22 protein-coding genes are annotated in these 24,788 nt (G+C 65.9%); 14 read left to right on the forward strand and 8 right to left on the reverse strand.

Going from position 1 to position 24,788, the window contains the following annotated elements:
* Positions 1–41: 41 nt before the first annotated feature.
* The 3 genes from KBA48_RS07200 to KBA48_RS07210 form a co-directional block, all read right to left on the reverse strand.
* The gene (locus tag KBA48_RS07200) at positions 42–1,430 is read right to left on the reverse strand and encodes an aspartate aminotransferase family protein (protein WP_292904681.1); all 1,389 of its coding nucleotides are present in this window, start codon (positions 1,428–1,430) and stop codon (positions 42–44) included.
* A 64-nt stretch (positions 1,431–1,494) separates the two neighbouring features.
* Positions 1,495–2,490: a GlxA family transcriptional regulator gene (locus tag KBA48_RS07205; protein WP_292904683.1), complete on the reverse strand. Its 996-nt coding sequence runs from the start codon at positions 2,488–2,490 to the stop codon at positions 1,495–1,497.
* Positions 2,490–3,068 (reverse strand): isochorismatase family protein, encoded by a 579-nt coding sequence (locus KBA48_RS07210; RefSeq protein ID WP_292904685.1) that lies wholly within the window; start codon positions 3,066–3,068, stop codon positions 2,490–2,492. Before KBA48_RS07210 ends, KBA48_RS07205 begins: the two co-directional genes overlap by 1 nt.
* A 287-nt stretch (positions 3,069–3,355) precedes the next feature.
* Between KBA48_RS07210 and KBA48_RS07215 the strand changes: the two genes are divergently transcribed.
* The 12 genes from KBA48_RS07215 (at position 3,356) to cysS (ending at position 17,404) form a co-directional block, all read left to right on the forward strand.
* Positions 3,356–3,931 (forward strand): flagellar basal body-associated FliL family protein, encoded by a 576-nt coding sequence (locus KBA48_RS07215; RefSeq protein ID WP_292904687.1) that lies wholly within the window; start codon positions 3,356–3,358, stop codon positions 3,929–3,931.
* Positions 3,932–3,947: 16 nt separating this feature from the next.
* Positions 3,948–5,027 carry a flagellar motor switch protein FliM gene (fliM, locus tag KBA48_RS07220; RefSeq protein WP_292904689.1) on the forward strand — a complete coding sequence of 360 codons (1,080 nt, stop codon included), beginning with the start codon at positions 3,948–3,950 and terminating at the stop codon, positions 5,025–5,027.
* Complete coding sequence (locus KBA48_RS07225) at positions 5,024–5,563, forward strand: DUF6468 domain-containing protein (protein ID WP_292904691.1); 540 nt, start codon at positions 5,024–5,026, stop codon at positions 5,561–5,563. Before fliM ends, KBA48_RS07225 begins: the two co-directional genes overlap by 4 nt.
* Positions 5,560–6,510 carry a hypothetical protein gene (locus tag KBA48_RS07230; protein ID WP_292904693.1) on the forward strand — a complete coding sequence of 317 codons (951 nt, stop codon included), beginning with the start codon at positions 5,560–5,562 and terminating at the stop codon, positions 6,508–6,510. The genes KBA48_RS07225 and KBA48_RS07230 overlap by 4 nt, the downstream gene beginning before the upstream one ends.
* An 82-nt stretch (positions 6,511–6,592) precedes the next feature.
* Positions 6,593–7,243, forward strand: a complete 651-nt coding sequence (locus KBA48_RS07235; protein WP_292904695.1) for a protein phosphatase CheZ — start codon at positions 6,593–6,595, stop codon at positions 7,241–7,243.
* A gap of 6 nt (positions 7,244–7,249) precedes the next feature.
* Positions 7,250–7,933 carry a hypothetical protein gene (locus KBA48_RS07240; RefSeq protein WP_292904697.1) on the forward strand — a complete coding sequence of 228 codons (684 nt, stop codon included), beginning with the start codon at positions 7,250–7,252 and terminating at the stop codon, positions 7,931–7,933.
* Complete coding sequence (locus KBA48_RS07245) at positions 7,930–8,625, forward strand: flagellar motor protein MotB (RefSeq protein ID WP_292904698.1); 696 nt, start codon at positions 7,930–7,932, stop codon at positions 8,623–8,625. The genes KBA48_RS07240 and KBA48_RS07245 overlap by 4 nt, the downstream gene beginning before the upstream one ends.
* A complete protein-coding gene (locus KBA48_RS07250; protein ID WP_292904700.1) occupies positions 8,622–11,855 on the forward strand; it encodes a tetratricopeptide repeat protein in 3,234 nt (1,077 codons plus the stop codon). The genes KBA48_RS07245 and KBA48_RS07250 overlap by 4 nt, the downstream gene beginning before the upstream one ends.
* Before the next feature lie 77 nt (positions 11,856–11,932).
* Positions 11,933–13,225, forward strand: a complete 1,293-nt coding sequence (locus KBA48_RS07255; protein ID WP_292904702.1) for a replication-associated recombination protein A — start codon at positions 11,933–11,935, stop codon at positions 13,223–13,225.
* A gap of 169 nt (positions 13,226–13,394) precedes the next feature.
* Positions 13,395–14,561, forward strand: coding sequence for an adenylate/guanylate cyclase domain-containing protein (locus KBA48_RS07260; RefSeq protein ID WP_292904704.1), 1,167 nt, complete (start codon positions 13,395–13,397; stop codon positions 14,559–14,561).
* Positions 14,562–14,617: 56 nt separating this feature from the next.
* Positions 14,618–15,976, forward strand: coding sequence for a glutamate--tRNA ligase (gene gltX, locus KBA48_RS07265; protein ID WP_292904706.1), 1,359 nt, complete (start codon positions 14,618–14,620; stop codon positions 15,974–15,976).
* Between the two features lie 54 nt (positions 15,977–16,030).
* On the forward strand, positions 16,031–17,404 hold the full coding sequence (cysS, locus tag KBA48_RS07270) for a cysteine--tRNA ligase (RefSeq protein ID WP_292904708.1): 1,374 nt from the start codon (positions 16,031–16,033) through the stop codon (positions 17,402–17,404).
* 244 nt (positions 17,405–17,648) lie between these two features.
* Here cysS and KBA48_RS07275 read toward each other — a convergent pair whose 3' ends face one another.
* The 3 genes from KBA48_RS07275 to KBA48_RS07285 are packed head-to-tail and all read right to left on the reverse strand — an operon-like array spanning position 17,649 to position 20,457.
* The gene (locus tag KBA48_RS07275; protein WP_292904710.1) at positions 17,649–18,440 is read right to left on the reverse strand and encodes an RNA methyltransferase; all 792 of its coding nucleotides are present in this window, start codon (positions 18,438–18,440) and stop codon (positions 17,649–17,651) included.
* 39 nt (positions 18,441–18,479) lie between these two features.
* Entirely contained in the window at positions 18,480–20,105 is a 1,626-nt protein-coding gene (gene cimA / locus KBA48_RS07280; protein ID WP_292904712.1) for a citramalate synthase, read from the reverse strand.
* Positions 20,074–20,457, reverse strand: a complete 384-nt coding sequence (locus KBA48_RS07285; RefSeq protein WP_292904759.1) for a hypothetical protein — start codon at positions 20,455–20,457, stop codon at positions 20,074–20,076. The genes cimA and KBA48_RS07285 overlap by 32 nt, the downstream gene beginning before the upstream one ends.
* Here KBA48_RS07285 and lipB point away from each other — a divergent pair.
* Both lipB and KBA48_RS07295 read left to right on the forward strand, forming a co-directional pair.
* On the forward strand, positions 20,381–21,064 hold the full coding sequence (gene lipB / locus KBA48_RS07290; protein ID WP_292904757.1) for a lipoyl(octanoyl) transferase LipB: 684 nt from the start codon (positions 20,381–20,383) through the stop codon (positions 21,062–21,064). The genes KBA48_RS07285 and lipB overlap by 77 nt on opposite strands.
* Before the next feature lie 3 nt (positions 21,065–21,067).
* Positions 21,068–21,277, forward strand: coding sequence for a hypothetical protein (locus KBA48_RS07295; protein ID WP_292904714.1), 210 nt, complete (start codon positions 21,068–21,070; stop codon positions 21,275–21,277).
* Positions 21,278–21,300: 23 nt separating this feature from the next.
* Here KBA48_RS07295 and KBA48_RS07300 read toward each other — a convergent pair whose 3' ends face one another.
* Both KBA48_RS07300 and KBA48_RS07305 read right to left on the reverse strand, forming a co-directional pair.
* Positions 21,301–22,524, reverse strand: a complete 1,224-nt coding sequence (locus tag KBA48_RS07300; RefSeq protein WP_292904716.1) for an MFS transporter — start codon at positions 22,522–22,524, stop codon at positions 21,301–21,303.
* Positions 22,525–22,687: 163 nt separating this feature from the next.
* Complete coding sequence (locus KBA48_RS07305; protein ID WP_292904718.1) at positions 22,688–24,712, reverse strand: alpha-glucosidase; 2,025 nt, start codon at positions 24,710–24,712, stop codon at positions 22,688–22,690.
* Positions 24,713–24,788: the final 76 nt, after the last annotated feature.

A 24,788-nucleotide genomic window follows, 5' to 3' on the forward strand; every position in this document is an offset into this window, starting at 1 on the left:
ACCTGGGGGCTTTTCCATCCAAGCGGCAACCGGACGGTTGCTTAACCGAGGCGTACTCCCTCGCGCGTCAGCCAGTCCGCCGTGTCGGCCAGCGACTTTTCGAACCGGAACAGCAGCGTCTCGATCTCTTCGGCGTTGATGATCAGGGGCGGGGAGAAGCCGATGCTGTCGCCGATGGGGCGCAGGATGGCGCCATGCTGGTGACTGAACGAAACCAGTTTGGCGCCGACGCCCAGGGCGGGGTCGAAGGGTCGTCTGGTCGCCTTGTCGGCGACCAGTTCAACCCCGCCGATCAGGCCGATGCCCCGCACCTCCCCCACCAGCGGATGGTCGCGGAAGGCGCGCAGCCCCTGTTGCAGGTGCGGCGCCAGGGCGCGGACATGGCCGATAATATCCCGCTCTTCGTAAATCTTCAGGGTTTCCAGGGCGACGGCACAGCTCACCGGGTGGCCGGAATAGGTGTAGCCATGACCGAAGGTGCCGATCTTGGCGCTTTCGGCGACGCAGGCCTGATAGATGGCGTCCGACACCAGCACGGCCGACAGCGGCAGATAGGCGGACGTCAGCGCCTTGGCCGAGGTCAGGATATCCGGCTTCATGCCATAGGTCTGGCTGCCCCACATATTGCCGGTGCGGCCATAGCCGCAGATCACCTCGTCCGCGACCAGCAGCACGTCGTACTTTTTCAGGACGGCCTGGATCCTCTCGAAATAGGTGGCGGGCGGCAGGATGACGCCGCCGGCCCCCATCACCGGCTCGGCGAAGAAGGCGGCCACCGTGTCCGGCCCCTCGCGCAGGATCAACGCTTCCAGATTGTCGGCCAGACGGGTGGCGAAATCCACCTCGCTCTCCCCGTCCTGGGCGAACCGGTAATGGTGGGGGCAATCGGTATGCAGGATGCCCTGGATGGGCAGGTCGAAATCCCGGTGGCAATTGGGCAGGCCCGTCAGGCTGGCGGCCGCGACGGTGACGCCGTGATAGGCCTTCTGCCGCGCAATGATCTTCTTCTTCTGCGGGCGGCCCAGGGCGTTGTTATAATACCAGACCAGCTTCACCGCCGTGTCGTTCGCCTCCGATCCCGAGCAGGCGAAGAACACCTTGCTCATCGGCACGGGCGCCAGGGCGATCAGCCGTTCAGCCAGATCGATGGCCGGTTCGTGCGATTTATGGGCGAAGGCATGGTAGAAGGGCAGGGTCCGCATCTGACGGATGGCGGCATCGACCAGCCTCGGCTCATCGAAACCCAGGCTGGTACACCAGAGGCCGGCGACCCCTTCGATATACTCTTTGCCCGCCTCGTCCGTCACCGTCACGCCCTTGCCGGAGGCGATCACCAACGGCCCAACGGTTTCGTGTGCCTTCAGGTTCGTATAGGGGTGAAGGTGGTAGGCGATGTCACGGCTGCCGGCGGAATTTCCCAGATGCGTCATGATGGTGGCGTCCTGTTGCGGGTTGCCGCCATGGTGAAGTGCGACATGGTCCCATGGCAACCCCTTACCCGGCCCGCCGTGCCGCACTGGGCGGGGCATCGTGCAGGCGGCCCCAGGCGCGGCGTAACTGCCGCGTCGATCCAAAGCCTGCGCGCTCCGCCACGGCCTCCATATCCAGGCGGGAATTCTCGATCATGCGGCGGGCCAGGCCGACGCGCAGGCGATTGACATAATCCGGCACCGTCATGCCGGCATGTTCACGGAACAGGCGGGACAGGTGGCGGGGGCTGGTATAGGCGATGTTGGCCAGGGTGGCCAACGACCAGTCGCGCGCCGGGTCATTGGCGATGGCATCCTGGACCCGGTGGATGGCCGGATGCAGATGGTTGCGCCCTTCCAGCCAGGGGGAAAGCTGCGGATCGTCACCGGTGCGGCGCATATAGACGACGAGATAGCGGGCCACCGCTGCCGCCACACCGGGACCGCAGCGCCGTGACACAAAATGCAGGGCCAGATCGATGCCCGCGGTGATGCCGGCACTGCTCCAGCAATTGCCATCCTCCACAAACAGCCGGTTCTCCATGACCCGGCATCCGGGGGCGGCCTGCCGCAACTCGTCATAGGAGCTGTGATGCGTTGTGCAGGCCCGACCCTGCATCAGCCCGGCCCGGGCCGCGATGACCGATCCGGAGCAGATGCAGAGCAGCAGATGTTGGGGCCGCACCGTCCGGCGCAGCCAGTCGACGATCACCTGTTCCTGCACATTGTCGGCCCGCACATCCTGCCCCGGCAGCGGATCGATATTGCCGGACAGCATGATGATGGCATCCGGCGGCAACCGGTCGGGCAGGGGGGCGATATGGGACAGGATCAGGCCCACCGAACTGGCCAGTTCCGGGACCGGTCCCACGAAGTGCATGTCGAAACCCAGCCTGTCCTGTTCGACCCCGGCCCGGCGCAGCACCTCCGTCGGCCCCGCCACGTCCAGCAGCATGGCGCGCGGGGGCAGCACAACATAGACCGGGACCGTTTCCCGCACCCGACCGTCACCCGGGGGCATCAGGCCGCCTCCCGGTCCGGTTTGCCATCCACGGCCCGCGCCAGGGCCTGTTCCACGCTGGCGATGGTGGCGAAACGACCGGCCAGGACCAGTTCGGTCCGCGCCCTGATCTCCTCGGCGGACCAGATCCGGCCGGCGGCATCGGTCATGGCAAAGGTCAGCGTGGCCTCCGTCACATAATCGACCTCATATCCCAGGTCACTGGCATGCCGCGTCGTCGTCTCACAACATTGTTCGGTGCGGATGCCGCAGATGATGATGCGGCGAATGCCCCGCGCCACCAGCCAGACATCCAGGCCGCTGCCGACCAGGGCGCTGTGCCGCGTCTTCTCGAAAATCGCGTCGGGAGTGACCCGGACCGGTGACAGGGGCTTCACATGACCCGAAGCCTTGGAAAACGGCCCCTCCGGATCGACATGGAAAATCTGGGCGATGGGCAGGCCCACCCGCCGCGCCCCGTCGATCAGGCGCTGGATGCGGGCAAAGAAGGGTTCCGCCTCGTCCTCCCGCCAATAGGGACGCTGACGGAAACTTTCCTGGACATCGATGACCAGCAGGGCGGTATCATGGACGGACATTTCATGCTCCGGTTCCGGTTGCGGTGACCGCCACGATAGAAGGCCGTTATCATATCCGAAAGGCACGCTCAGGACCAGGAGCGGACAGAAAAAGACAGGGATGAGCAGCGCCCGGCGGGCTGCCTTGCTTCTCTGTCTGCCGGGCAAAAGCACGGCTTTGCGTCGAATTATACGGAATTCCTTCCTGTGACCCCGCAAATCCATGGAAAGCGCTGAATCGGCTTGGTATCATTCCGGTTCGACAGCGATGCTGGAATCCCCTGGGTCTGCCCATGGGGGCTCTTTGTATGCGCGGGTCGGTTCTGGGGTGGGACAGGGTGACGTCGATGGAGACCGATGGCGGCGGGTCAACCGATGCCGAATTGCCGCGCAAGAAGCTGAGCGGCAAGAAAATCGTCCTGTTCATCGTGCTGCCCGTTGTGCTGATCGTGGCGGGTGCCGCTGCGGCTTTCTTCACCGGCGCGCTTGACGGCCTTCTGGGCAAGAAGCACGAGGGTGAAGGTGAGCATGTGGAGGAGGAGCACAAGGAACCGGACCTGCCGCCCTACAAGGGGCCGCCGGTCTATGCCGACATCCCCGACATGCTGGTCAACCTGAACACGGGCGAGCGTCGGGCAACGCTGTTGAAATTGGGTATTTCGGTGGAACTGAACCGGCCGGAGGAAAAGGCCACCGTCGAACTTGCCATGCCGCGCATCACCGATGCGTTCCAGGTTTATCTGCGCGAATTGAAGGTGGATGATCTGCGCGGATCGGCGGGCATGTACAGGTTGCGGGAGGAGCTGCAGCTTCGGGTGAACACGGCGGTCGCCCCGATCAAGGTGAAGGACGTGTTGATCAAGGAATTCCTGGTCCAGCAATGATGCAAGGGGAAGCGTGATGGCCGGGCCCGAGGAGCTGAGTGAAGAAGAACGTATGGCGGCCGAATGGGCCGCCATGGCGGACGAAGGGGCTGGCGACGCCTTTGGCGACATGGGCGGCGGCGGTGGGGCCACGCGCGTCCTGAACCAGGACGAAATCGACAGTCTGCTGGGCTTTGACAAGGATGGCGCCGGCGACGGCGACAATACCGGCGTCATGGCGCTGGTGAATTCCGCGCTGGTCAATTACGAACGCCTGCCCATGCTGGAGGTGGTGTTCGACCGCCTCGTGCGCATGATGTCGACGAGCCTGCGCAATTTTACGTCCGACAACGTCGAAGTCTCGCTGGACCAGATCAGCTCTGTGCGTTTCGGCGATTACCTGAACTCCATCCCGCTGCCCGCCATGCTGGCCGTTTTCAAGGCTGAGGAATGGGACAATTACGGCCTGATGGTCATCGATTCGGCCCTGATCTATTCCATCGTGGACGTGTTGCTGGGCGGGCGACGCGGCACGGCGGCCATGCGTATCGAAGGCCGCCCCTATACGACCATCGAACGCAATCTGGTCGAACGCATGGTGCATGTAGTCCTGTCGGACCTGTCGGCCGCGTTTGACCCGCTGTCGCCCGTGACCTTCCGCTTCGACCGTCTGGAAACCAATCCGCGTTTCGCCACCATCGCCCGGCAGGCCAATGCCGCCGTTCTGGTGAAGCTGCGTATCGACATGGAAGATCGCGGCGGGCGCCTGGAACTGCTGATCCCCTATGCCACCCTGGAACCCGTGCGCGAGCTGCTGTTGCAGATGTTCATGGGTGAAAAGTTCGGTCGCGACAGTATCTGGGAAACCCACCTGGCATCGGAACTGTGGCAGACCGACGTGCATCTGTCGGCCGTGCTGGACGAGATTGTCCTGCCCTTGAGCGAAGTGATGGCCTGGCGCGTCGGTAGCCGCGTGCTGCTGAACGTGGCCCCCGACGAAACGATCGAACTGCGCTGCGGTGATGTGCCCATGTTCCTGGGCCGGATGGGCCGCAAGGGTGGTAACATCGCGGTCCGTATCGACAAGGAAGCCCCCAAACCGGAGACGCAGCCATGATCGCCTCCATCCTGTCCCTGTTGCTGGACGTGGCCATCGTCGGCCTTCTGGTGGCCACGATCATCTATGCCCTGCGTCTGAACCGGCAATTGTCGGCCGTGAAGGAAAGCCGCGCGGAACTGGAGGAACTGGTCAGGGGCTTCGCCGAAGCCACGGCCCAGGCCGACAGTTCCGTGAAGGGCATGCGCAAGACGGCGCAGGAATCCGGTGAAAACCTCTCCGCCCTGATCAACCGCGCCCAGACCTTGAAAGAGGAGATGGAGTTGATCGTGCAGGCGGCTGACGGGCTGGCCAACCGTCTGGAGGCCGCTTCCGGCAAGGCGCGGGCCGCTGTGATGAACGCGGCACCGCCCGCGTCGTCGATGGCGCCGTCGCCCATGGCCAGTCGCCCCCAGGCTGCGCCTGCCGCGCCGGCACCTCGTCCGGCAGCGGCACAGCCCCAGCCGACCCAGGGCGCGCCGACCCCGGCCGGGGCAGAGCCGCGGTCCAGGGCTGAGAAGGAACTGTTGCAGGCGCTGGAGAATCTGCGGCAATGACCGACACGCCCAGCCCGCCCGCCGCGAAGCCGGCGGCCAAACCCGCAGCAGGGGCCAAGCCGGCGGCCAGACCGGCGGCCAAGCCCGGTACACGTCCGGCTGCGCGCAAGGCCCCGGTCAAGGCAGCCAAGCCGCGCCGCGCCCTGATACGGCCCGGCCTGCTGCCGGCCACCATCTTTGTGGCGACGCTGGTTCTGGGCTTCAAGGTCGGCGACATCTGGCTGACCGTGACCACCGGCAAGGGTCTGTCGCTCATCCCCGCCTCTGTGGCGGAGGAAACGGTGCCGCAGGGACTTCCCGATGTGAAGCCGGCGGCGGCCGTCGCCGTGCCCGGCGCCCCGGCTTCGACGGGTCTGGCATCCATACCCGCGCCGATACAGGTGGCAGAGGCGGCGTCGGAACAGCAGCCGGCCACGCCGCAACACCCGCCCGCTGCCGGTGGTGAGCATGCTCCGGCCCCGGCCGCCGAGCATGGCGCCCCCCCCGCCGATGCGTCCAGCCCGGCACCGTCCGGCACGCCCGGCCAGGGCTTCACCCCGACCGAGGTGGAGCTTCTTCAGCGCCTGCAGGAACGGCGGGAGCAATTGGACAGCCGCGCGCGCGAGCTTGATCAGCGCGAGGCGATGCTGACGGCGGCAGAGACGCGATTCGACCAGAAAATTACCGAGTTGCAGAATCTGAAGAAGGAAATCCAGGGGCTGCTGACCCAGGCGAATGCCGAACAGCAGGCCCAGTTGGACAGTCTTGTGAAGATTTACGAGACGATGAAGCCCGCCGACGCTGCTAAAATTTTCAACAATCTGGATAATATTGTGCTGCTGAACGTGATCAGCCGGATGAAGGAAGCCAAGGTCGCTCCGGTTTTCGCCGCCATGGACGAAAAACGGGCGCAGGAGGTCACCATACTTCTGGCTGCACGGAAGAGGCTGCCCACCGTGCCTGAATGATTGTATGAAGGCCCGGGGGAGCCTGTCCCCCGTCCCCGGCGCCATGCCGGCCCCGAAGTCATCGCGCTCCGAAGGTGTTCTGATGTTCCGCACCGCCACTGCCGCCGATCCCGTTCTCCAGGACCGGCTGGACAATGCCCGCGCCGAGGCGCGCCAGCCGCTTTCGCGTGAAGAGGTGGCGACCATCGTCGCGTCGGTCCTGTCCTCCATGGGCGGTGACATGGGCCAGCATGACCTGCATGTCTATGCAGAGCTGGAAGGACTGGCCCGGTTCATCAATAACGCCAAGAAAGAAATCGCCAGCATTCAGCCGGCCGATATCCATTCTGAACATATCCCGCTGGCCACCGACGAACTGGATGCGGTCGTCGGCGCGACGGAGGATGCCACCAACCGGATCATGGACGCCTGCGATCAGATGATGGCACTGGCCGGTGACGTGCCGGCGGACGTGTCCAACAAGCTGATGGACATCACCACCGGCATCTATGAGGCGTGCAATTTCCAGGACATTACCGGCCAGCGCATCACCAAGGTGGTGCGCGCCCTGAAACATATCGAACAGAAGGTGGAGGCCCTGCTGGTCGCCCTGGGCGAGGAGGTGCAGCGCCGCCATCCCGCCATGGAAGCGGCCGCGCCCGCCGACACCCCGTCCGACACCAAGCTGTTGAACGGCCCCGCGATGCCCGGTGTGGGCATCGATCAGGCCTTCATCGACAGCCTGTTTGATTGAGGTTGAATGCCCGAGACGCACACACCCGGCAGCACCGATCCTGACATGGCGGTTCCCCTGCGGTTCGGCGCGTCCGGCGGCCGTCAAGAGGGCGGGGATGGGGCGACCTTGCTCTATCTCGGCGTGTTCATCCTGCTTCTGGCCTTTTTCATCCTGTTAAATTCCATCTCGCATTTCCATGACGAGAAGGTGGGCGCCGTCATCCGCAGCGTCGATCAGGCCTTCTCGACCCAGGCGCTGCTAAGCGGCGCGCCCGGCGACCGGCAGCAGGCCCGGCGCGAGGCGGCGCGTGCCGTCCAGGATCTGGGCGACCTGATCCGTGCCGAACTGCCGCTGGCCAAGGTGGAGGCGGGGACACAGACGGGGACCCTGATCGTGGCCCTGCCCGTCGCCAACCTGTTCCTTGCCGATGGCAGTGCGGTCCGGCCCAGCCATCAGGCGCTGATGGACCGCATGGCCCGCACGCTGGAACCGCGCCGGCATGGCGTATCCGTGCGGGCGGAATTCCTGTTCGCCACCAAGGGTGGGGCCGACAATGCCGCGCTGGTGGCACGCGCGGGCGTGCTGGCCCGTGCCATGACGGGGTTGGGGGCCGATCCCGCCGCCCTGTCGGTCGGGCTGGAAACGGGGGCAGAGGCCGGGCAGGTGCGGTTGCTGTTCTCCGTCCCGGTGGGGGAGGGTGTGCAATGACGCCGACCCGTCCGCCGTCCCCGTTCAGCTTTGCGTCGCCCGCCTCCCCGTCGGGCAAGGCCTGGCTGGTCACCTTTTCCGATCTGATCTGCCTGTTGCTGACCTTCTTTGTCATGCTTTATGCCATGTCGGAACCCGATCCCGCCCGTTACAAGGCGCTGGCGGCCGGCGTTCCGGGGGCTGATCCCGCGCAGGTGGGGGAACAGCGGCCCGAAGCGGCCTTTTCCGCCGCCAGCCTGGATCGCGGCAAGGCCATCGAACTGGGCTATCTGGGCCGTGTCTTCGAAAGCCAGATGGCGGCCAACCCGGAACTGGCCGCCATGCGCATTGCCCGCATCGATGGCACCCTGGTCCTGTCCATGCCGTCGGATCTGCTGTTCGCACCGGGTGACGCGGCGCTGTCCGGCGGGGGGCGGCGCATCCTGTTCCTGATGGGCGGTGTGGCCGCCAATATTGGCAATGCCCTGGATGTGGTCGGCCATGCCGATGCGTCGCCGTCCGGTCCACGCTGGACCAGCAATTGGGAATTGTCGCTGGCGCGGGCCCAGACCGTGGCCGACGCCCTGCGGCAGGCCGGGTATCTGCGCGACATCACCATCCGTGGCCATGGTGACGGACAGGCGGGCGGTCAGGTCCGTGCCGAGGCACGGCGTGTCGATCTGGTGGTCCGCGAACATGGGGGCGCGTCATGAGGACGGCCCGTCTTCTGACAGCGACGCTGGCCCTGTCGGTTGCCGCCGTGGCGCTGCTGCCGGGACCTGTCCTGGCGCAGCAGCCGGCCCCGGCGACGGCCGCCGCGACCTCGGCCCCGGTCCCGCCCGCCACCCGCGTCCCGGTCCGCAGCGGCGTGCATCCCGATTACAGCCGTCTCGTCTTCGACTGGCCGCGTCAGGTGCCCTATTCTGTTGAACAGAGCGGCGCGTCGGTCAGCGTGCGGTTCCCCGTGGCGGCCCAGATTGATCTGGCCAATGTTCTGCGCGCCCGGCCCAGCCGTGTCAGCGGCCTGACGCAGGTCACTGCCGAGGATGCGGTCACCGTCCGGTTCGACATTCCCGCCGGTGCAGGCGTCAAGCACAGCCGCGCGGGCACACGCGTCGTGCTGGACATTCTGGATAAGCCGCCACCCGGCACCGCACAGGCACCCGCCACGCCACCCGCTTCTGCTCCGGTGCCGGTACAGACGGCGGGCGCCGGCCCGGCCCCGGGACAGCAGACGCCCCCCCGGCCCGCCGATCCGCGCCAGACCAAGGAAGGCGCACCGCTTTACCAGTTGCGTGGCAACGCCGCTCCCGCCAATGCTGGTACGTCCGCCCCGGCGGCCACCGCCTCCGGCGCACCGACCCCCCTGGTCCCGGCCCCGACCGCAACAGCGGCGCCGCCCCCTCCACCGCCGCCGCCCCCTCCACCGCCGCCGCCAGCCGTCGCGACGACGGCAGCGCCCCCGCCCCCACCCCCGCAGACGGCAGCGCCGGCCCCGACGGCGGCACCACCCCCCGCCGCAACTGCATCGACGCCCCCGACGCCGTCGGAGCCGTTGATGACCCCGGTCATGTTGTCCTTCGATCCGAAGGTCGCGCGGACGGCGGCGATCTATGAGCGCGCGGGCTACCTGTATGTGTTGTTCGGTGAACCGGTGCCGCCGGAGACTGCGCCGACGGTGCCACCGGAGCTGCAGATGACGGTGGAACCCGTCGCGGTGGAGGGGGGGAGCGGTTTCCGTCTGCCCATGCCGGCCCTGCAGCAGGCTGCGGTGAAGCGCGACGGCACCGCCTGGCAGGTGATCCTTTCCCGGACCAGCGAAACGGCCGAAAAGACCACCTCTGGCAGCACCATACAGCCCCGGCCCGATCCGGAATTCGCCCTGGGTCCGCGTCTGGTGGTGCCCGCCGCCGAGGCGGAACGGGTGATCGCATTCAAGGACCCCGTGGTCGGCGACACGCTGTCGGTCGTGCCGCTGCCGCTGCCCGGCCAGCATGTCGAGGCGCCGCTGCGTTATACCGAGGTGCAGTTTCTGCCAACCCTGCAGGGCGTGGTGGTTCGCCCCCTGGATGACCGGCTGACGGTACAGCCGGTGCGCGAAGGGTTGGAGGTAACGGTGCCGGGGGGGCTGCGCCTGTCGCCACCGTCCGATATCCTGGCCGCGATCCCACCGCCGCCGCCGCCCGTTGAACAGGAAAAACTGTTCGATTTTAAGCGCTGGGGGCAGGTGCCCGCCCGGGATTACATCAAGACGCGGCAGGCCCGCTGGGACCGTCTGGCCAACCTGCCGGAAGCGGAGAAGACGCGCGGCCGGCTGGATGTCGCCCGGTTCTATCTGGCCAATGGCATGGGGTATGAAGCCCTGGGCATGCTGACCCGCGTGCAGTCACAGCAGCCCGACGTGGACCGGCGGTCGGAATTCCTGGCCATCCGGGGAATCGGGCGCGTTCTGACGGGCGATTTCGCCGGCGGGTTGGCCGATCTGTCGAACCGGCAACTGGCCGCTGAGCCGGATGCCGCGCTCTGGCGGGCGGCGGCACTGGCCGGGCAGGGGGATTATGCCGGCGCCCATGCGGGGTTCCAGTCCTCCAAGGACCTGCTGGACCGTTATCCCGACCCGTTCTACACGGGGCTTGCCCTGGCGGCGGCGGACGCGGCGCTGCGCGTGAACCAGCCGGAGGCGGCGGCCCTGATCATGGATCGCGTTGCCAAGCGGGGCGGGGAAAACGGTAACCAGGCGGCGGCGGTCCAGTATTTCCGCGGCTCGGTCTTCCGTGCCCTGGGCGACAATGACAAGGCCCTGTCCTATTTCAAGCAGGCGCGGGAAGGCCGGGACCGGCTGTATTCCATGCGGGCCAAGCGCGACTTCATCGATACCGCGCTGGCGTCCGGCAAGATGGACCCCAAGGACGCCGCCAAGCAGATGGAGGAAATGCGCTTTGCCTGGCGCGGCGACGCGCTGGAACTGTCCAACCTGCGCCGGATCGGGGAGGTGCATGCCCTGGCCGGTGATTATCCGCGTGCCTTTGACACGATGCGGCAGACCATTTCCGCCTTCCCGGACACGCCCGAGGCGAAGGAGATCGCGGCCGACATGACGCGCACCTTCACCGACCTGTTCGCCAAGGACGGGGCGGCGAAGATGACACCGCTGGAGGCCATGGGCCTTTACGAACAATATCGGGAATTGACGCCCCCCGGCCCCGATGGCGACCGTATCATCCGCAAGCTGGCCGAACGGCTGGTCGAGATCGACCTGCTGGACCGGGCCGCACAATTGCTGGACCATCAGGTCCAATACCGGCTCTCCGGTCTGGAAAAGGCCCAGGTGGGCACGCGGCTGGCTGGCATCCGCCTGCTGGATGGCAAGCCGGAGGAGGCGGTGGCGGCGCTGGACAAGAGCACCGTGCCGGAGATAACGCCGGAACTGGCGGAGGAGCGCAAGCTGCTGCGCGCCCGTGCCCTGTCGCAGATCGACAAGGGGACGGAGGCCGTGCAGTTGCTGGCCGCCGACCAGTCGCGCAACGCCAACCTGTTGCGCATCGACATCGCCATGCGTGACAAGCAATGGAAAGCGGCGGCCCAGGCGCTGTCCGACGTGATTGGCCCGCCGCCAGCCCCCGACGCCGCCCTTGACCCGCAGCTTTCCAGTCTGGTGGTGAACCGGGCCACGGCGCTGTCGCTGGCGGGGGACAATGCCGGTCTGGACGCCCTGCGCCGGGATTTCGGGCCGGCGATGGAGAAGACCAAGGATGCGGCCTTTTTCCGCCTGCTGACCCGGCCGGAGGAGTCGGCCGGCTTGGCCGACGCCAACACCATCCGCCAGCGCATCACGGAAATCGACCTGTTCCGCAGCTTCCTGGACAATTACCGCACGTCTCGGCAGGAGGCGGCGGCCCCACAGCCGGCACCACCCGCCGGGCAGACACAGCCGCCATCCTGACCTTGAACATTGCGCCGCTCCATTCCCATCTGGGATGATGGGGGCGCAACGGGATCGGCTGTACGGGGATTTGCCAAGTGTCGGGTTTGTTCGAAGCACAGGCGCCACGGCCGCTGGCCGACCGGTTGCGGCCGCAAAGCCTGGATCAGATGGTGGGTCAGGACCATCTGCTGCGTCCCGACGGCCCCATCGGCCGCATGATCGGGTCCCGCCGGCTGGTCTCCATGATCCTGTGGGGGCCGCCGGGCTGTGGCAAGACCACGCTGGCCCGGTTGCTGGCCCAGACCACCGATCTGCATTTCGAACCGCTATCCGCCATTTTCAGCGGCGTGGCCGATCTGCGCAAGGTGTTCGAAGCGGCGAAGGCCAGGCGGCTGGGCGGGCAGGGCACGCTGCTGTTCATTGATGAGATCCACCGGTTCAACCGGTCGCAGCAGGATGGCTTCCTGCCCTATGTGGAGGATGGGACCGTCACCCTGGTGGGGGCGACGACGGAGAATCCCAGCTTCGAACTGAACGCCGCCCTGCTGTCGCGGGCGCAGGTGTTCGTGCTGAACCGGCTGGATGATGCCGCCCTGGAAAAGCTGCTGCAACGGGCGGAGGCGGAAGAGGGGCGGCCCCTGCCGCTGGACGCGGATGCGCGGGCGTCGGTAAAGGCGCTGGCCGATGGCGACGGGCGCTATTGCCTGAACCTGTGCGAGGAACTGTTCGCGCTGCCGGCCGACAAGGTGCTGGACACCAATGCCCTGGCCAGTGCGGTGCAACGGCGCATGCCGCTGTACGACAAGGCGCAGGAGGGACACTACAACCTGATCTCCGCCCTGCACAAATCCCTGCGCGGGTCGGATACGGATGCCGCCTTGTATTGGTACGCCCGCATGCTGGCGGGTGGGGAGGACCCGCGATATATCGCCCGCCGCCTGACCCGCTTCGCGGTGGAGGATATCGGCATGGCGGACCCGGCGGCCCTGACCCAGGCAACGGCGGCGTGGGAGGCCTATGAACGGCTGGGCAGCCCGGAAGGCGAGTTGGCCATCGCCCAGTTGGTCATCTATCTGGGCACGGCGCCCAAATCGAACGCCGCTTATACCGCCTATAAGGATGCCGTGCGCGCCGCCAAGGAGACGGGCAGCCTGTCCCCGCCCAAGCATATCCTGAACGCGCCCACCAAGCTGATGAAACAACTGGGCTATGGCCACGGCTATAATTACGACCACGACACTGCGGAGGGTTTCAGCGGACAGAATTATTTCCCCGACGAGATGGGCCGACGGGAGTTTTACCGCCCGGTCGAACGGGGGTTCGAGCGCGAAGTGAGGAAACGCCTGGATTATTGGGCGCGGCTGCGGGCGGAGAAGGGTGGGGGGTGATTATGCCTATGCATTGCCGGATCCTATGGCATGAGATTTGATGGAATGTCCGCGCGCAACCGCGCCGGCTACATCTGATTTGGTCAGGCCACGCCTGCATTAACCGGTACTTGCGCCGAATGGGTTGGCGCCCCACTCTTATGACGCCCGATGCCGGAGAGTCCGCCCCTTGACCTTCCTCCTGTCCGACCGTGTCCGACCTATTGCCGACTGGCTGCTGCTTGAAGGCAACCAGCTTTTCGACATCGACCTGCTGTTCGCGCAGTTGGTGGATCGTGTCGCGCAGTCGGGCATTCCCATCGGCCGCGTTTCCCTGAACCTGGAGATACTGCATCCCGAGGTGGTTGGCGAGGGGCGCGTCTGGCTGTGTGGTCAGGCCACCGGTACGCACCGGCTGAACCGTGTCGATACCGACATGGGGGAATATCTGAATTCCCCCGTTCGACGCGTAGATGAAACGGGTGCGCCCTTCCGTGTCCGCCTGGCGCAGGAAGAGACCAACCTGCCGCTGTTGAGCCGGCTGACGCGGGAAGGTTTCCTCGACTATTTCATCGCCCCCATTCAGGTGCAGGACAAGCACCGGTCGGCTGCCATGTCGTTTGCGGCCAAGCGTACGCCCTTCACCGATGAGGATATCCGCGACCTGACCCATATCGTGGCCGCCGTCTCCCCCATCCTGGAGGCCCGCGTGGTGCGCAATATCGCGCGTGACCTGCTGGCCACATATCTGGGGTCGGGCGCGGGGGAGCGGGTCTATGCGGGGCAGATCTCGCGCGGCGATGCGGACAATATCTTCGCCGCCATCCTTTTCGCCGACTTGCGCAGCTTCACCCGCTTCACGGCCGACAATCTGTCGACCCAGGTGCTGGAACGGTTGAACCATTGGTTCGATCTGGCCGTCGACGCGGTGGAGGCCCATGGCGGCGAGGTGCTGAAATTCATGGGCGACGGCATGCTGGCCATTTTCCCGGCCGATATGCTGAACCCGCGAGAGGCCTGCGGCCATGCCCTGGCCGCGGCCGCCACCCTGCACGATGCCGTTACCGCCTGGAACGCGGCCTGCCCCACGGGACAGACCCGCATCGATTACGGCCTGTCGCTGCATCTGGGTCATGTCGCCTTCGGCAATATCGGTGGCAAGCGCCGGCTGGATTTCACGGTGGTGGGGCCGGCCGTCAATCTGGCCAGCCGGCTGCTGGAAGTGGCCAAGGTTCTGGACAGCCATTTTGTCGTCTCCACCGCCTTTGCCGGTTGTTCCGGTCGGGCCATGCGGTCGGTGGGGGTGCATCCCGTGCGCGGGTTGGACCTGCCGGAAGAGATTTTCGTGCCCTGTTGACGGGGTCCATGCTATCGCTGGCCCCCGATCTCAACACCTGCGTCTGATCCCGGAAAATGAACGTCGCCGTCCGCTTCGCGCCCAGCCCGACCGGCCATCTGCATATCGGCAATGTCCGCACCGCCATCATGAACTGGCTGTTTGCGGCCCGGCATGGTGGCAGCTTCATGTTCCGCCTGGACGATACGGACGAGGAACGATCCACGCATGCCTTTGCCGACGCGATTGCCGAGGATCTGACCTGGCTGGGCCTGACCTGGGACCGCTTTGCCCGCGAGTCCGATCGCTATGCCCGCTATGCCGAGGCGGCGGAAGCGCTGAAGGCGGCCGGGCGCCTCTATCCCTGCTATGAGACACCAGAGGAACTGGGCCTGAAGCGCAAGGCCATGCTGGCCCAGCATCGCCCGCCCATCTATGACCGCTCCGCCCTGCGCCTGACCGACGCAGACCGCGCGCGGCTGGAAGCCGAAGGCCGACGCCCGCACTGGCGGTTCAAGCTGGAGCATGCCGACATCACCTGGGACGATCTGGTGCAGGGGCACAAGCATTTCCGGGGTGCCGACCTGTCCGACCCCGTGCTGATCCGTGAGGATGGGCGCCCGCTCTATACCCTGACCTCCGTCGTGGATGATCTGGATTTCGCCATCACGCATATCGTGCGCGGTGAGGACCATGTCACCAACACGGCGGTGCAGGTGCAATTATTCCAGGCCCTGATCGGGATCGAGGGCAAGGGTGCGGTCCCGACCTTCGCCCACCTGCCCCTGGTGGCAGGGTCGGAGGGGGAAGGCCTGTCCAAGCGTCTGGGTTCGCTCTCCGTCCGGTCCCTGCGCCAGGATGAGGGGGTGGAGCCGCTGGCCCTGACTGCCTATCTGTCCCGCCTGGGCACGTCGGACGCCATTGCGGCGGCCGGCAGCCTGAGCGAACTGGCCGAAGGGTTCGACTTCGCCAAGTTCGGGCGTGGCACGCCAAAGTTCGATTCCGATGAACTGATGCGCCTGAACGCGCAGGTTCTGCATGCCGCCCCCTTTACCGCCGTGGCCGACCGGCTGGCGGCGATGGGCATGGTGGGGGTGGATGAGGCGTTCTGGCTGGCTGTGCGCCCCAACCTGTCCCGCCTGTCGGATGCCAGGGAATGGTGGGCGGTAACCAAGGAGGCGGTGACGCCGCTGGTCGACGATGCCGCGTTCCTGGCCAGGGCTGCCGAATTGCTGCCCCACGGCACCTGGGACGATACCACCTGGGGTGTATGGACCAAGTCCCTGTCGGCCGCGACGGGCGCCAAGGGCAAGGCCTTGTTCCTGCCGCTGCGCCGTGCGCTGACGGCCCATGACCATGGGCCGGAACTGAAGACCCTGCTGCCGCTGATCGGGCGCGAACGGGCGCTGGCGCGATTGTCGGGCTGTACGGCCTGACCCTCTGCCGCTATCTCTAACGACGACCTTTCTGCAAACGGAAAGCCTGCTCCCATGACCCTGTCGCTCTACAACACGCTGCTGCGGACCAAGGAAGTGTTCGCGCCCATCGACCGGACCCATGTGAAGCTCTATGTCTGCGGCCCCACCGTCTATGACTATGCCCATATCGGCAATGCCCGGACCTTCAGCGCCTTCGACCTGCTGGCCCGGCTGCTGAAACATCTGTACCCGAAGGTCACCTACGCCCGGAACATCACGGACGTGGATGACAAGATCATCGAACGGTCGAACCAGTCGGGTGAGCCGATCGACAGCGTGACGGCGCGGACCACCGCGCAGTTCCATGCCGACATGGATGATCTGGGCCTGCTGCATCCCGACATCGAACCGCGCGCCACGCGGCATATCGGTGACATGGTGGCGATGATCGAGGCATTGATCACCAAGGGCTTCGCCTATGCGGTTGAAGGCCATGTCCTGTTCAACGTGCCCGCCATGGCGGATTACGGTCAGTTGTCACGCCGAAGCCAGGATGAGCTGATCGCCGGCGCGCGGGTGGAGGTCGCCCCCTACAAGAAGTCGCCGGCCGATTTCGTGCTGTGGAAGCCGGCCAAGGATGGGGAACCCGGTTGGGACAGCCCCTGGGGCAAGGGTCGCCCCGGCTGGCATATCGAATGCTCCGCCATGACGGCGGCGCATCTGGGGCAGGTGTTCGATATCCATGGCGGCGGCCTGGACCTGATCTTCCCGCATCATGAGAATGAGATCGCGCAGAGCCGTTGCGCCCATGGCACCGCCGTCATGGCCAATGTCTGGATGCATTCCGGCTTCCTGACCATTGCCGGCGACAAGATGTCGAAGTCGCTGGGCAATTTCTACACCGTGCGCGAACTGCTGGACGTGTTTCCGGGGGAGGCGCTGCGTCTGGCCATCCTGTCCGCGCATTACCGTCAGCCGCTGGATTTCAGCAAGGACAAGGTGGCGCAGGCACGTCAGACGCTGGACCGCTGGTACGGGGTGCTGCGCGCGGCCGGTGATGTGCCGGCGGGGGAGATCCCGGCGGATTTCCTGGCGGCCCTGACCGACGACCTGAATACGCCGTTGGCCATTTCCGTTCTGCATGAACTGGCCAACGCCTATCACAAGGCGGGCGACGATGCGGGGCGCGCGGCCGCCGCGTCGGCGCTGAAGGCTGCGGCTAACCTGCTGGGTTTCCTTGGGCAGGAGCCGGAATCCTGGTTCAAGTGGCAACCGACCGGTGCCGACGGTCTGGACGATGCCGCCATCGAACAGGCCATTGCTGACCGTCTGGCCGCCCGCAAGGCCAGGAACTTCGCCGAGGCCGACCGCATCCGCAACGATCTGGCGGCCCAGGGCATCATCCTGGAGGATGGACCGAAGGGGACGACCTGGAAGCGGGGGTGAGGGTTCCGGCCCTCACCCTCCCAAGCCTTGGCAGGCTTGGGCCCCTCCCTCTCCCGCAAGCGAGCGAGGGGCGAAAACACAAGCGTGCGAGGGGCAAAGCAGTTGATGTGCCGAGTCCCTTTCCTTGCCCATGGTGACGGGCGAAGGGAAATGTCAGGTTCCGCCCCTCGCCCGCGTGCGGGAGAGGGAGGGGCCCGTCGGCGTCAGCCGATGGGAGGGTGAGGGTTAGCCCGGATACTTACTGTTACCCCTCCACCTTCCGCTGCTTTTTCCGCCCCGTCAGCGCTGCAATGACGCCGTGGAAGGTGCGAACCTCCTGTTCGGTCATGCCGCAGCGCTGCAGCGTGTTGCGCACATTGCGGATCATGGAGGGGCGCTTGTCCGGGTGAGTGTAGAAACCGGACTGTTCCAGCTCACCTTCCAGATGGTCGAACAGATTTTGCAATTCGGCCTTGGTCGCCGGCTCCGACTGCCCGGTGTGAAGGTATCGGTCTTCCACCTCCACGCCCGTCATCCACCATTCATAGGCGATCAGCAGCACGGCCTGTCCCAGATTGAGGGAGGAGAAGCCGGGGTTCAGCGGCACGGAAATCAGCGTGTCGGAGAGCGTGATGTCGTCATTCACCAGCCCCGTTCGTTCCGGCCCGAACATCAGCCCGACCTTGCGACCGGCCGACCAATGCCCGCGCATCTCGTTGGCCGCCTCACGCGGGGTGACGACCGGCTTCACCAGATCGCGCACGCGGGCGGCGGTGGAGAAAACCTTGTGCAGGTCGGCGATGGCGGCTTCGGTACTGTCGAACACCCGAACCCGGTCCAGCACCAGGGTGGCGCCGGCTGAGGCTGACACGGCCTTTTCATTGGGCCAGCCGTCGCGGGGGCTGACAAGGCGCAGGTCGGTCAGCCCACAATTCAGCATGGCCCGGGCGCAGGCGCCGATATTCTCCCCCATCTGGGGTTGGATCAGGATGACGGCGGGGCCGTCCCCGTCCGCCTGCATCTTGGCCAGTTCGCGCTTGTTCGTCCCGCTCGACATCACACTGATACCTGAAAACCCGAAGAAGCGGCCTGGATATCAGGCCGCCTTGGTGCTGTCGATAGCGGCACCGGACCGGTAAAGGCAATAGGTGATGCTGTCCGACAATGCGTTGAAGCTGGCATCGATGACATTGGCGGAAACGCCGACCGTTGCCCAGCGATTGCCGTGCCGGTCGGCCGTTTCGATCATGACGCGGGTGACAGCCTTGGTTCCGTCCTGCGCGTTCAGGATACGCACCTTGTAATCGACCAGCCGCATACCCTCCAACGCCGGATAGACGGGGATCAGGGCCTTGCGCAAGGCCTGATCCAGGGCGTTGACGGGGCCGTTGCCCTCTGCCACCGTCATGACATTGTCGGTGCCGCCGGGGCCGGGCACTTCCACCTTGGTGGTGGCTTCCGACAGGGTGACAAGGTCGCCCTTGGCGTTCCAGCGGCGTTCGTCCAGCACGCGGAAGGCGGCCAGACGGAAATAATCCGGCACTTCGCCCAGGGCGCGGCGGGCCAGCAGTTCAAAGCTTGCCTCCGCCCCGTCGAAGGCATAGCCCTCGAATTCCTTCTGCTTGACCAGATCGACCAGCAAGCCGACGCGGTCATCCCTTGGGTCGACATCTACCCCGACCTCACGCAGGCGGGCCAGGATGTTGGACCGGCCGGCCTGGTCGGAGACCAGCACATGGCGGCGGTTGCCGACCAGCGCCGGATCGACATGTTCGTAGGAGGTCGGGTCCTTCTCCACCGCGGAGACATGCAGCCCGCCCTTGTGGGCAAAGGCGCTTTCCCCGACATAGGCCGCGTGGCGGTTTGGCGTGCGGTTCAGCCGTTCATCCAGCATGCGGCTGATATGGACCAGCCGGGACATGCCGTCCCTGGAGATGCCGACATCGAAGCCCATCTTCACCGACAAGGTGGGGATCAATGACAGAAGATTGGCGTTGCCGCAGCGTTCGCCCAGCCCGTTCAGGGTACCCTGGACCAGCCGCACGCCGGCGCGCACCGCAGCGATGGAGTTGGATACGGCATTTTCCGTATCGTTATGGGTATGGATGCCCAGATGGCTGCCGGGGATACGCTTGGCGACTTCGCCCACGATGGTCTCCACCTCGTGCGGCAGGGTGCCGCCATTGGTGTCGCACAGCACGACCCAGCGGGCCCCGGCCTCATACGCCGCCTGCACGCAGGAAAGGGCATAGTCGGGATTGGCCTTGTACCCGTCGAAGAAATGTTCGGCATCGAACAGCGGTTCCCGCCCGCGCGCCTTGATCTCCCGGATACTGTCGGCGATCAGGGACAGGTTTTCCTCACGCGGGATGGAAAGCGCTACGTCGACATGGAAATCCCAGGTCTTGCCCACGATACAGACGGCCGGCGACTGGCTGTCCAGCAGGGCCGACAGGCCGGGATCGTTCGACGCGCTGCGCCCCGGCCGGCGGGTCATGCCAAAGGCCGTGAAGGTGGCGCGCGGCAGTTTCGGCGGATCGGCGAAAAAGGCGTTGTCGGTGGGGTTGGCACCGGGCCAGCCGCCTTCGACATAATCAATGCCCAGCGCGTCCAGCTCCTGCGCGATGGCAATCTTGTCCGCCACCGTGAAATCAACGCCGGAGGTCTGCGCCCCATCGCGCAGCGTGGTGTCATAGAGATAGACGCGGTTCGTTTCGTTCATAATCACTGGCCAGATAGCAACGACGTTGCCGAATGTGGCGCATCGGCGCGCGCGGATCAATGGTCATGCGCGCATGGGGCAACTGTCCCATGGTATCGCCACCCGGCCAAAGGCCGGGTGGCTGGCGCGTTGAGCGCCCGCGCACCCCTGTGCGCGTGAAGCCCAGCCGCCGGATGGCGGCACCCGGCGAATGAGGGCAAAGCGTGATCACACCATTGGTGTTGGCCGCGATTTGCCCTAAATAGGCGTTACCCCCAGCTTGCAGGTTGATGATGATCGAGTGGCGGATCAGCGACCAGACTGTCGAATATCCCGAAGCCCTTGCCTTCATGGAGGCAAGGGTGGCGGACATACGGGCCGGCATGGCGCCGGAAACGGTCTGGCTGCTGGAACATCCCCCGCTTTACACGGCCGGCACCTCCGCGAAGGAGACGGACCTGCTGACCCCTATGCAGTTCCCGGTGTTTCAGGCCGGGCGGGGCGGGCAATACACCTATCACGGTCCGGGCCAGCGCATCGGTTACACCATGCTGGACGTGCAGGAGCGTGGCGGCGACCTGCATGATTTTGTCTGGCGGCTGGAGGAATGGCTGATCCGGACCCTGGCGCAATTCGCGGTGAGGGGCGAACGCCGCTGCGGCCGTGTCGGCGTCTGGGTCGATATGGGGCCGTTCGGGCAGCCGGGCGTGGAGAACAAGATCGCCGCCATCGGCGTGCGCGTGCGACGCGGCGTCTCCTTCCACGGTGCGTCCTTGAATGTGGAGCCGGATTTGAGCCATTTCGGCGGCATCGTGCCCTGCGGCATCCGCGAGCATGGCGTCACGTCGCTGGCGGCGCTGGGTCATATCGTGACCATGCCGGAGGTGGACATGGCCCTGCAGGCGGCGTTTGAGGAGGTGTTCGGAGAGAATGCCGTGCCCCGCGAACGAACCAGCGCCTGCGCCGTGGCGGGGGGCTGAGCCATGGACAAGCGGCGCAGCATCACGGCCCTGGTGCTTTATTTCTTTGGCGCGGCGGCGGTGATTGTCTCAGCCTTCATGCTGATCGCCCCCACACCTGACAGCTATGGCCCCGCCCTGGTCGGCCTGTTGCTGGGCGTGCTGCTGCTGGGTGTGGGGCGGGCCTGCCAGCACCTGTCCCGTATCCGTGATCTGATGGAAGGGCGGGGCTGACCCCGCTCCCGTTTGCGTTGCCGTCATCCCGCGTCCGCCGGCTTCAGCACCGGTTGCAACAGGTGCAGCCAGCCCAGCGCCAGCAGGTAGGATACCGACACCAGCGCGAACATCGGGGCGTAGGAGCCGCCGGTCGCCAGTACCCAGCCGGCCGCCTGCAGGATGGCCATGCCCGCCAGATTGCCGCAGAGCGCGCCGATGGAAATGACGGTGCCGATGCGCCCCTGCGGCACGATGTCGGTGGCGATGGCGAAAAGGTTGACGGAGAAACCCTGGTGTGCGGCCAGGGTCAGGCCCAGTAGCGCCACGGCCAGCCAGTAATTCTGTACCAGCAGCACCAGCGGCACGGGCAGAACCAGCAGGGCGCAGATCAGCAAGGTCAGCTTGCGCGCCCGGTTAAGGCTCATGCCCGCCGCCAGCATGCGGCCGGAAACATAGCCACCGGCCAGCGACCCGAAGGCGGCGATGGCATAGATGGTGGCCAGCGGCACACCGAAACTGCGCATGTCCAGCCCGAAGACGCGGGTGAACAGGTCCGGCATCCACATCAGCAGGAACCACCAGACCTGATCGGAAAACACCTTGGCCCCGGCAAAGGCCCAGGTGCGGCGGTCGGTCAGCACCGTCCTCCAGGGCACCTTGGCTCCGCCCGTCACAGCGGCAGATGTCGGCGGGGTCCGGAAATAGGGCAGGCGGGTCAAAGCCCACCAGGCAACGACCCAGACCAGACCCAGCCCGCCCATGATGTAGAACGCCGCCCGCCAGCCATAGGATAGCGCGATGACGGGCACCAGCAGCGGTGCCACGATCGCCCCGACATTGCCCGCCGCATTCATGAAGCCCAGGGCCAGGGACCGCTCGCGCGCCTGGAACCAGAGGGAGATGGTCTTGACGGCGGCCGGCGTGCCCAGCGCTTCGGTGGCGCCCAGGGCCACGCGGACCAGCTTGAACTCGCCCAAGGTGGTGGCCATGCCATGAACAATAGCGGCCAGGCTCCACGACCCCACGGCGGTCGGGTTGCCCACGCGCCAGCCCAGCCGGTCGATGGTCCAGCCGGCAAAAACGAAGGCAACGGCCGCCGCCCCCTGGAACAGGGCCACCAGCAGGCCGTAGTCGGCGTCGCTCCAGCCCAGTTCCTTTTCCAGCATGGGTTTCAGCACGGCGATGATCTGCCGGTCGGTATAGTTCAGAACGCCCGCCATCATGACGAGCGCCAGCAGCAGGGTGCGGTGAAGGCCGAAACGCATGGGGGTGTCCTTTGGGGAAGACGGGATGACACAACGTGCGACGATTGCCCCTGACCGTGTCGCCGGTGCCCACATCCGTGGGCTTGGCTACGCGCCATGTGGCGCGCGGAGGCAGTCGCCGCCGAACCAGATCCCGATGGGTTCCACTCACCGGGATCTGGTCTTACGTCACCGCCGCGATGCCCGTGAAAAGAGACGTCCACGGGCTGCCCTGGCGGTAGAAGAGCGGCGGCTTGCCAAGCGGCGCGTCCACCGTCACCATCTCGCCACCCGCCTGCATCGCCCCCGTCCAGACCTCCACCCAACCGGTCCCGGCGGGCAGGTAGGTGGACCAGCGCTCCACCCCCGGCTGGATGACCGGGGCGACCAGCAGGTCGGCGCCGTAGAGATAGCTTTCCTGTAGGGCATAGGTGGCGGGATCGTCGGGGAAATGCAGGAACAGTGGGCGTTGCACCGGCAGGCCTGTGGCCACCGCCTCTTCCGACAGGGACCGCAGATAGGGCGCCATATGGGCATAGATTCGGGTCATGCGGGCGAAATGGGCCAGGACCTGCTCATCCTCATCGATCTGCACATTCTCGCGCGGGCGGTTGCCCTCGTGCCCGCGCATCACGGCGGTGAAGGCGGCCATTTCCGACCAGCGCATGATCAGTTCCGGCGTGCGCACATTGCCGAACAGGCTGGTGTAACCGCCGATGTCGCTGTGGTGATAGGCGTTGCCCAGAAGGCCGGATGACAGCGCGGCCGTGATGACGGTGCCGATGCCGTCATGCCGGCTGAAATCCACCGACTGGTCGCCGGCCCAGAGCAGGGGACAATGGCGCTGCACCCCGCTATAGCCGGCGCGCATGAAGAACAGGGCCTCCCCCGTCCGGCCCCGGCTTTCCACGGCACGTGCATTCACCGCCGCCCACAGGACGGGCCAGGCATTATGGGCGAGCATGCCGGGCGTGCCGTCGAACAGGCGGACATCGGTGGGCAGATATTCCCCGAAATCCGCCATCCAACCGGACAGGCCGAAATCCAGCATGTTCTGCCCGATCACCCGCTCGGCAAACCACTCGGCGGCGGCCGGGTTGGTGAAATCCACCACGCCGCAGTCGAACTCCCCGAAATCGACCGTGTAGGTCTCGTCGCTGTCCAGCTTCCTGGCCAGATATCCGGCGGCTTCGGCCTCGGGGAACAGGCTGCCATCGACGCAGAGATAGGGGTTCACATAGCCCAGGAAGCGGATGCCGCGTTCATGCAGGTCCCTGATCTTCGTATCCAGGCCCGGATAGCGCGTGGCGTTCCATTTCCAGTCCCAGAACAGGCGGCTGCCGAAGCTGGTGATGCGCAGGCCCACCCAATCCTCGCACCACAGGCCCGACAGGGCGGCCCCGGCGGTGGCATATTTCTCCAGCCGGTCAAAGCTTTTCGCCCCATCCTTCAGCCCGATGATGGCGCCCTTCAGCACCCAGTCCGGCAGGGGCGGCTGCCGCCCGAACCGGTCGGACAGGGCCGTGACCAGATCGGTGAAGGCGTCGCGGGCCCAAAGCTCGATGGTTGCCGGTGCCGCCCAGATCTCCAACTCGTGCCAGCCGTCCTGGCGGAAATCGAAGGCGCTGTAGGCCGTCGTGTCGATATGCAGGGCGTAGCGGCGGGAGGAGAGGTAGGTGGGCTGCGGATAGTTGGTCTTGTAGTAGTCGCCGCCGGCCTTTCCCTTCTGGTCGGACTGGAAGGTCAGCAGGGTGGATTTGTCGCGGCCTACACCGGGTTCGGAGGTCCAAAGGGGGAAGCGGCGGCCGCGCATGTCGAAATAGGAAAGCTGTTCGCCCCCGCCCCAGACATGTTCACCCTTGTCTGCCATCACGCGCAGCCACAGGCGGTTGAGCGTGGGGTCGATGGCGTCGATGTGGATACGGGCATCCTGTGCGCCGCCAGACAGGGTCAGGGTGATCAGGGGCGGCAGGGCAGGGGCGATGGACAGGGCGATGCGCGAGGACCCTTCACCGTCGCGGGTCAGGGCCGCATGGCGCAGGCCCAGCCGTTCCTCCACAGTGTCCTCGATATCGAAATGGCCGTGATACATGTCCACGCGCGGGTTCCCCCGGCCGACATAGAGGCACGGCGCATCGGATCGGTGGCGCAGGATCGTGCGACCTGACAGGATCAGATCGAAGCCGCCATCCGTCTCAACCAATTGCATGTCGTTCCCTTCCCTCAACATTCCATGCGCGACGGGTCGGGCCCGGCGGCCGGCTTTCTATTTATCCGTACTCTTA

The organism is Niveispirillum sp. (genome assembly GCF_017996735.1).
Taxonomy (GTDB): domain Bacteria; phylum Pseudomonadota; class Alphaproteobacteria; order Azospirillales; family Azospirillaceae; genus Niveispirillum.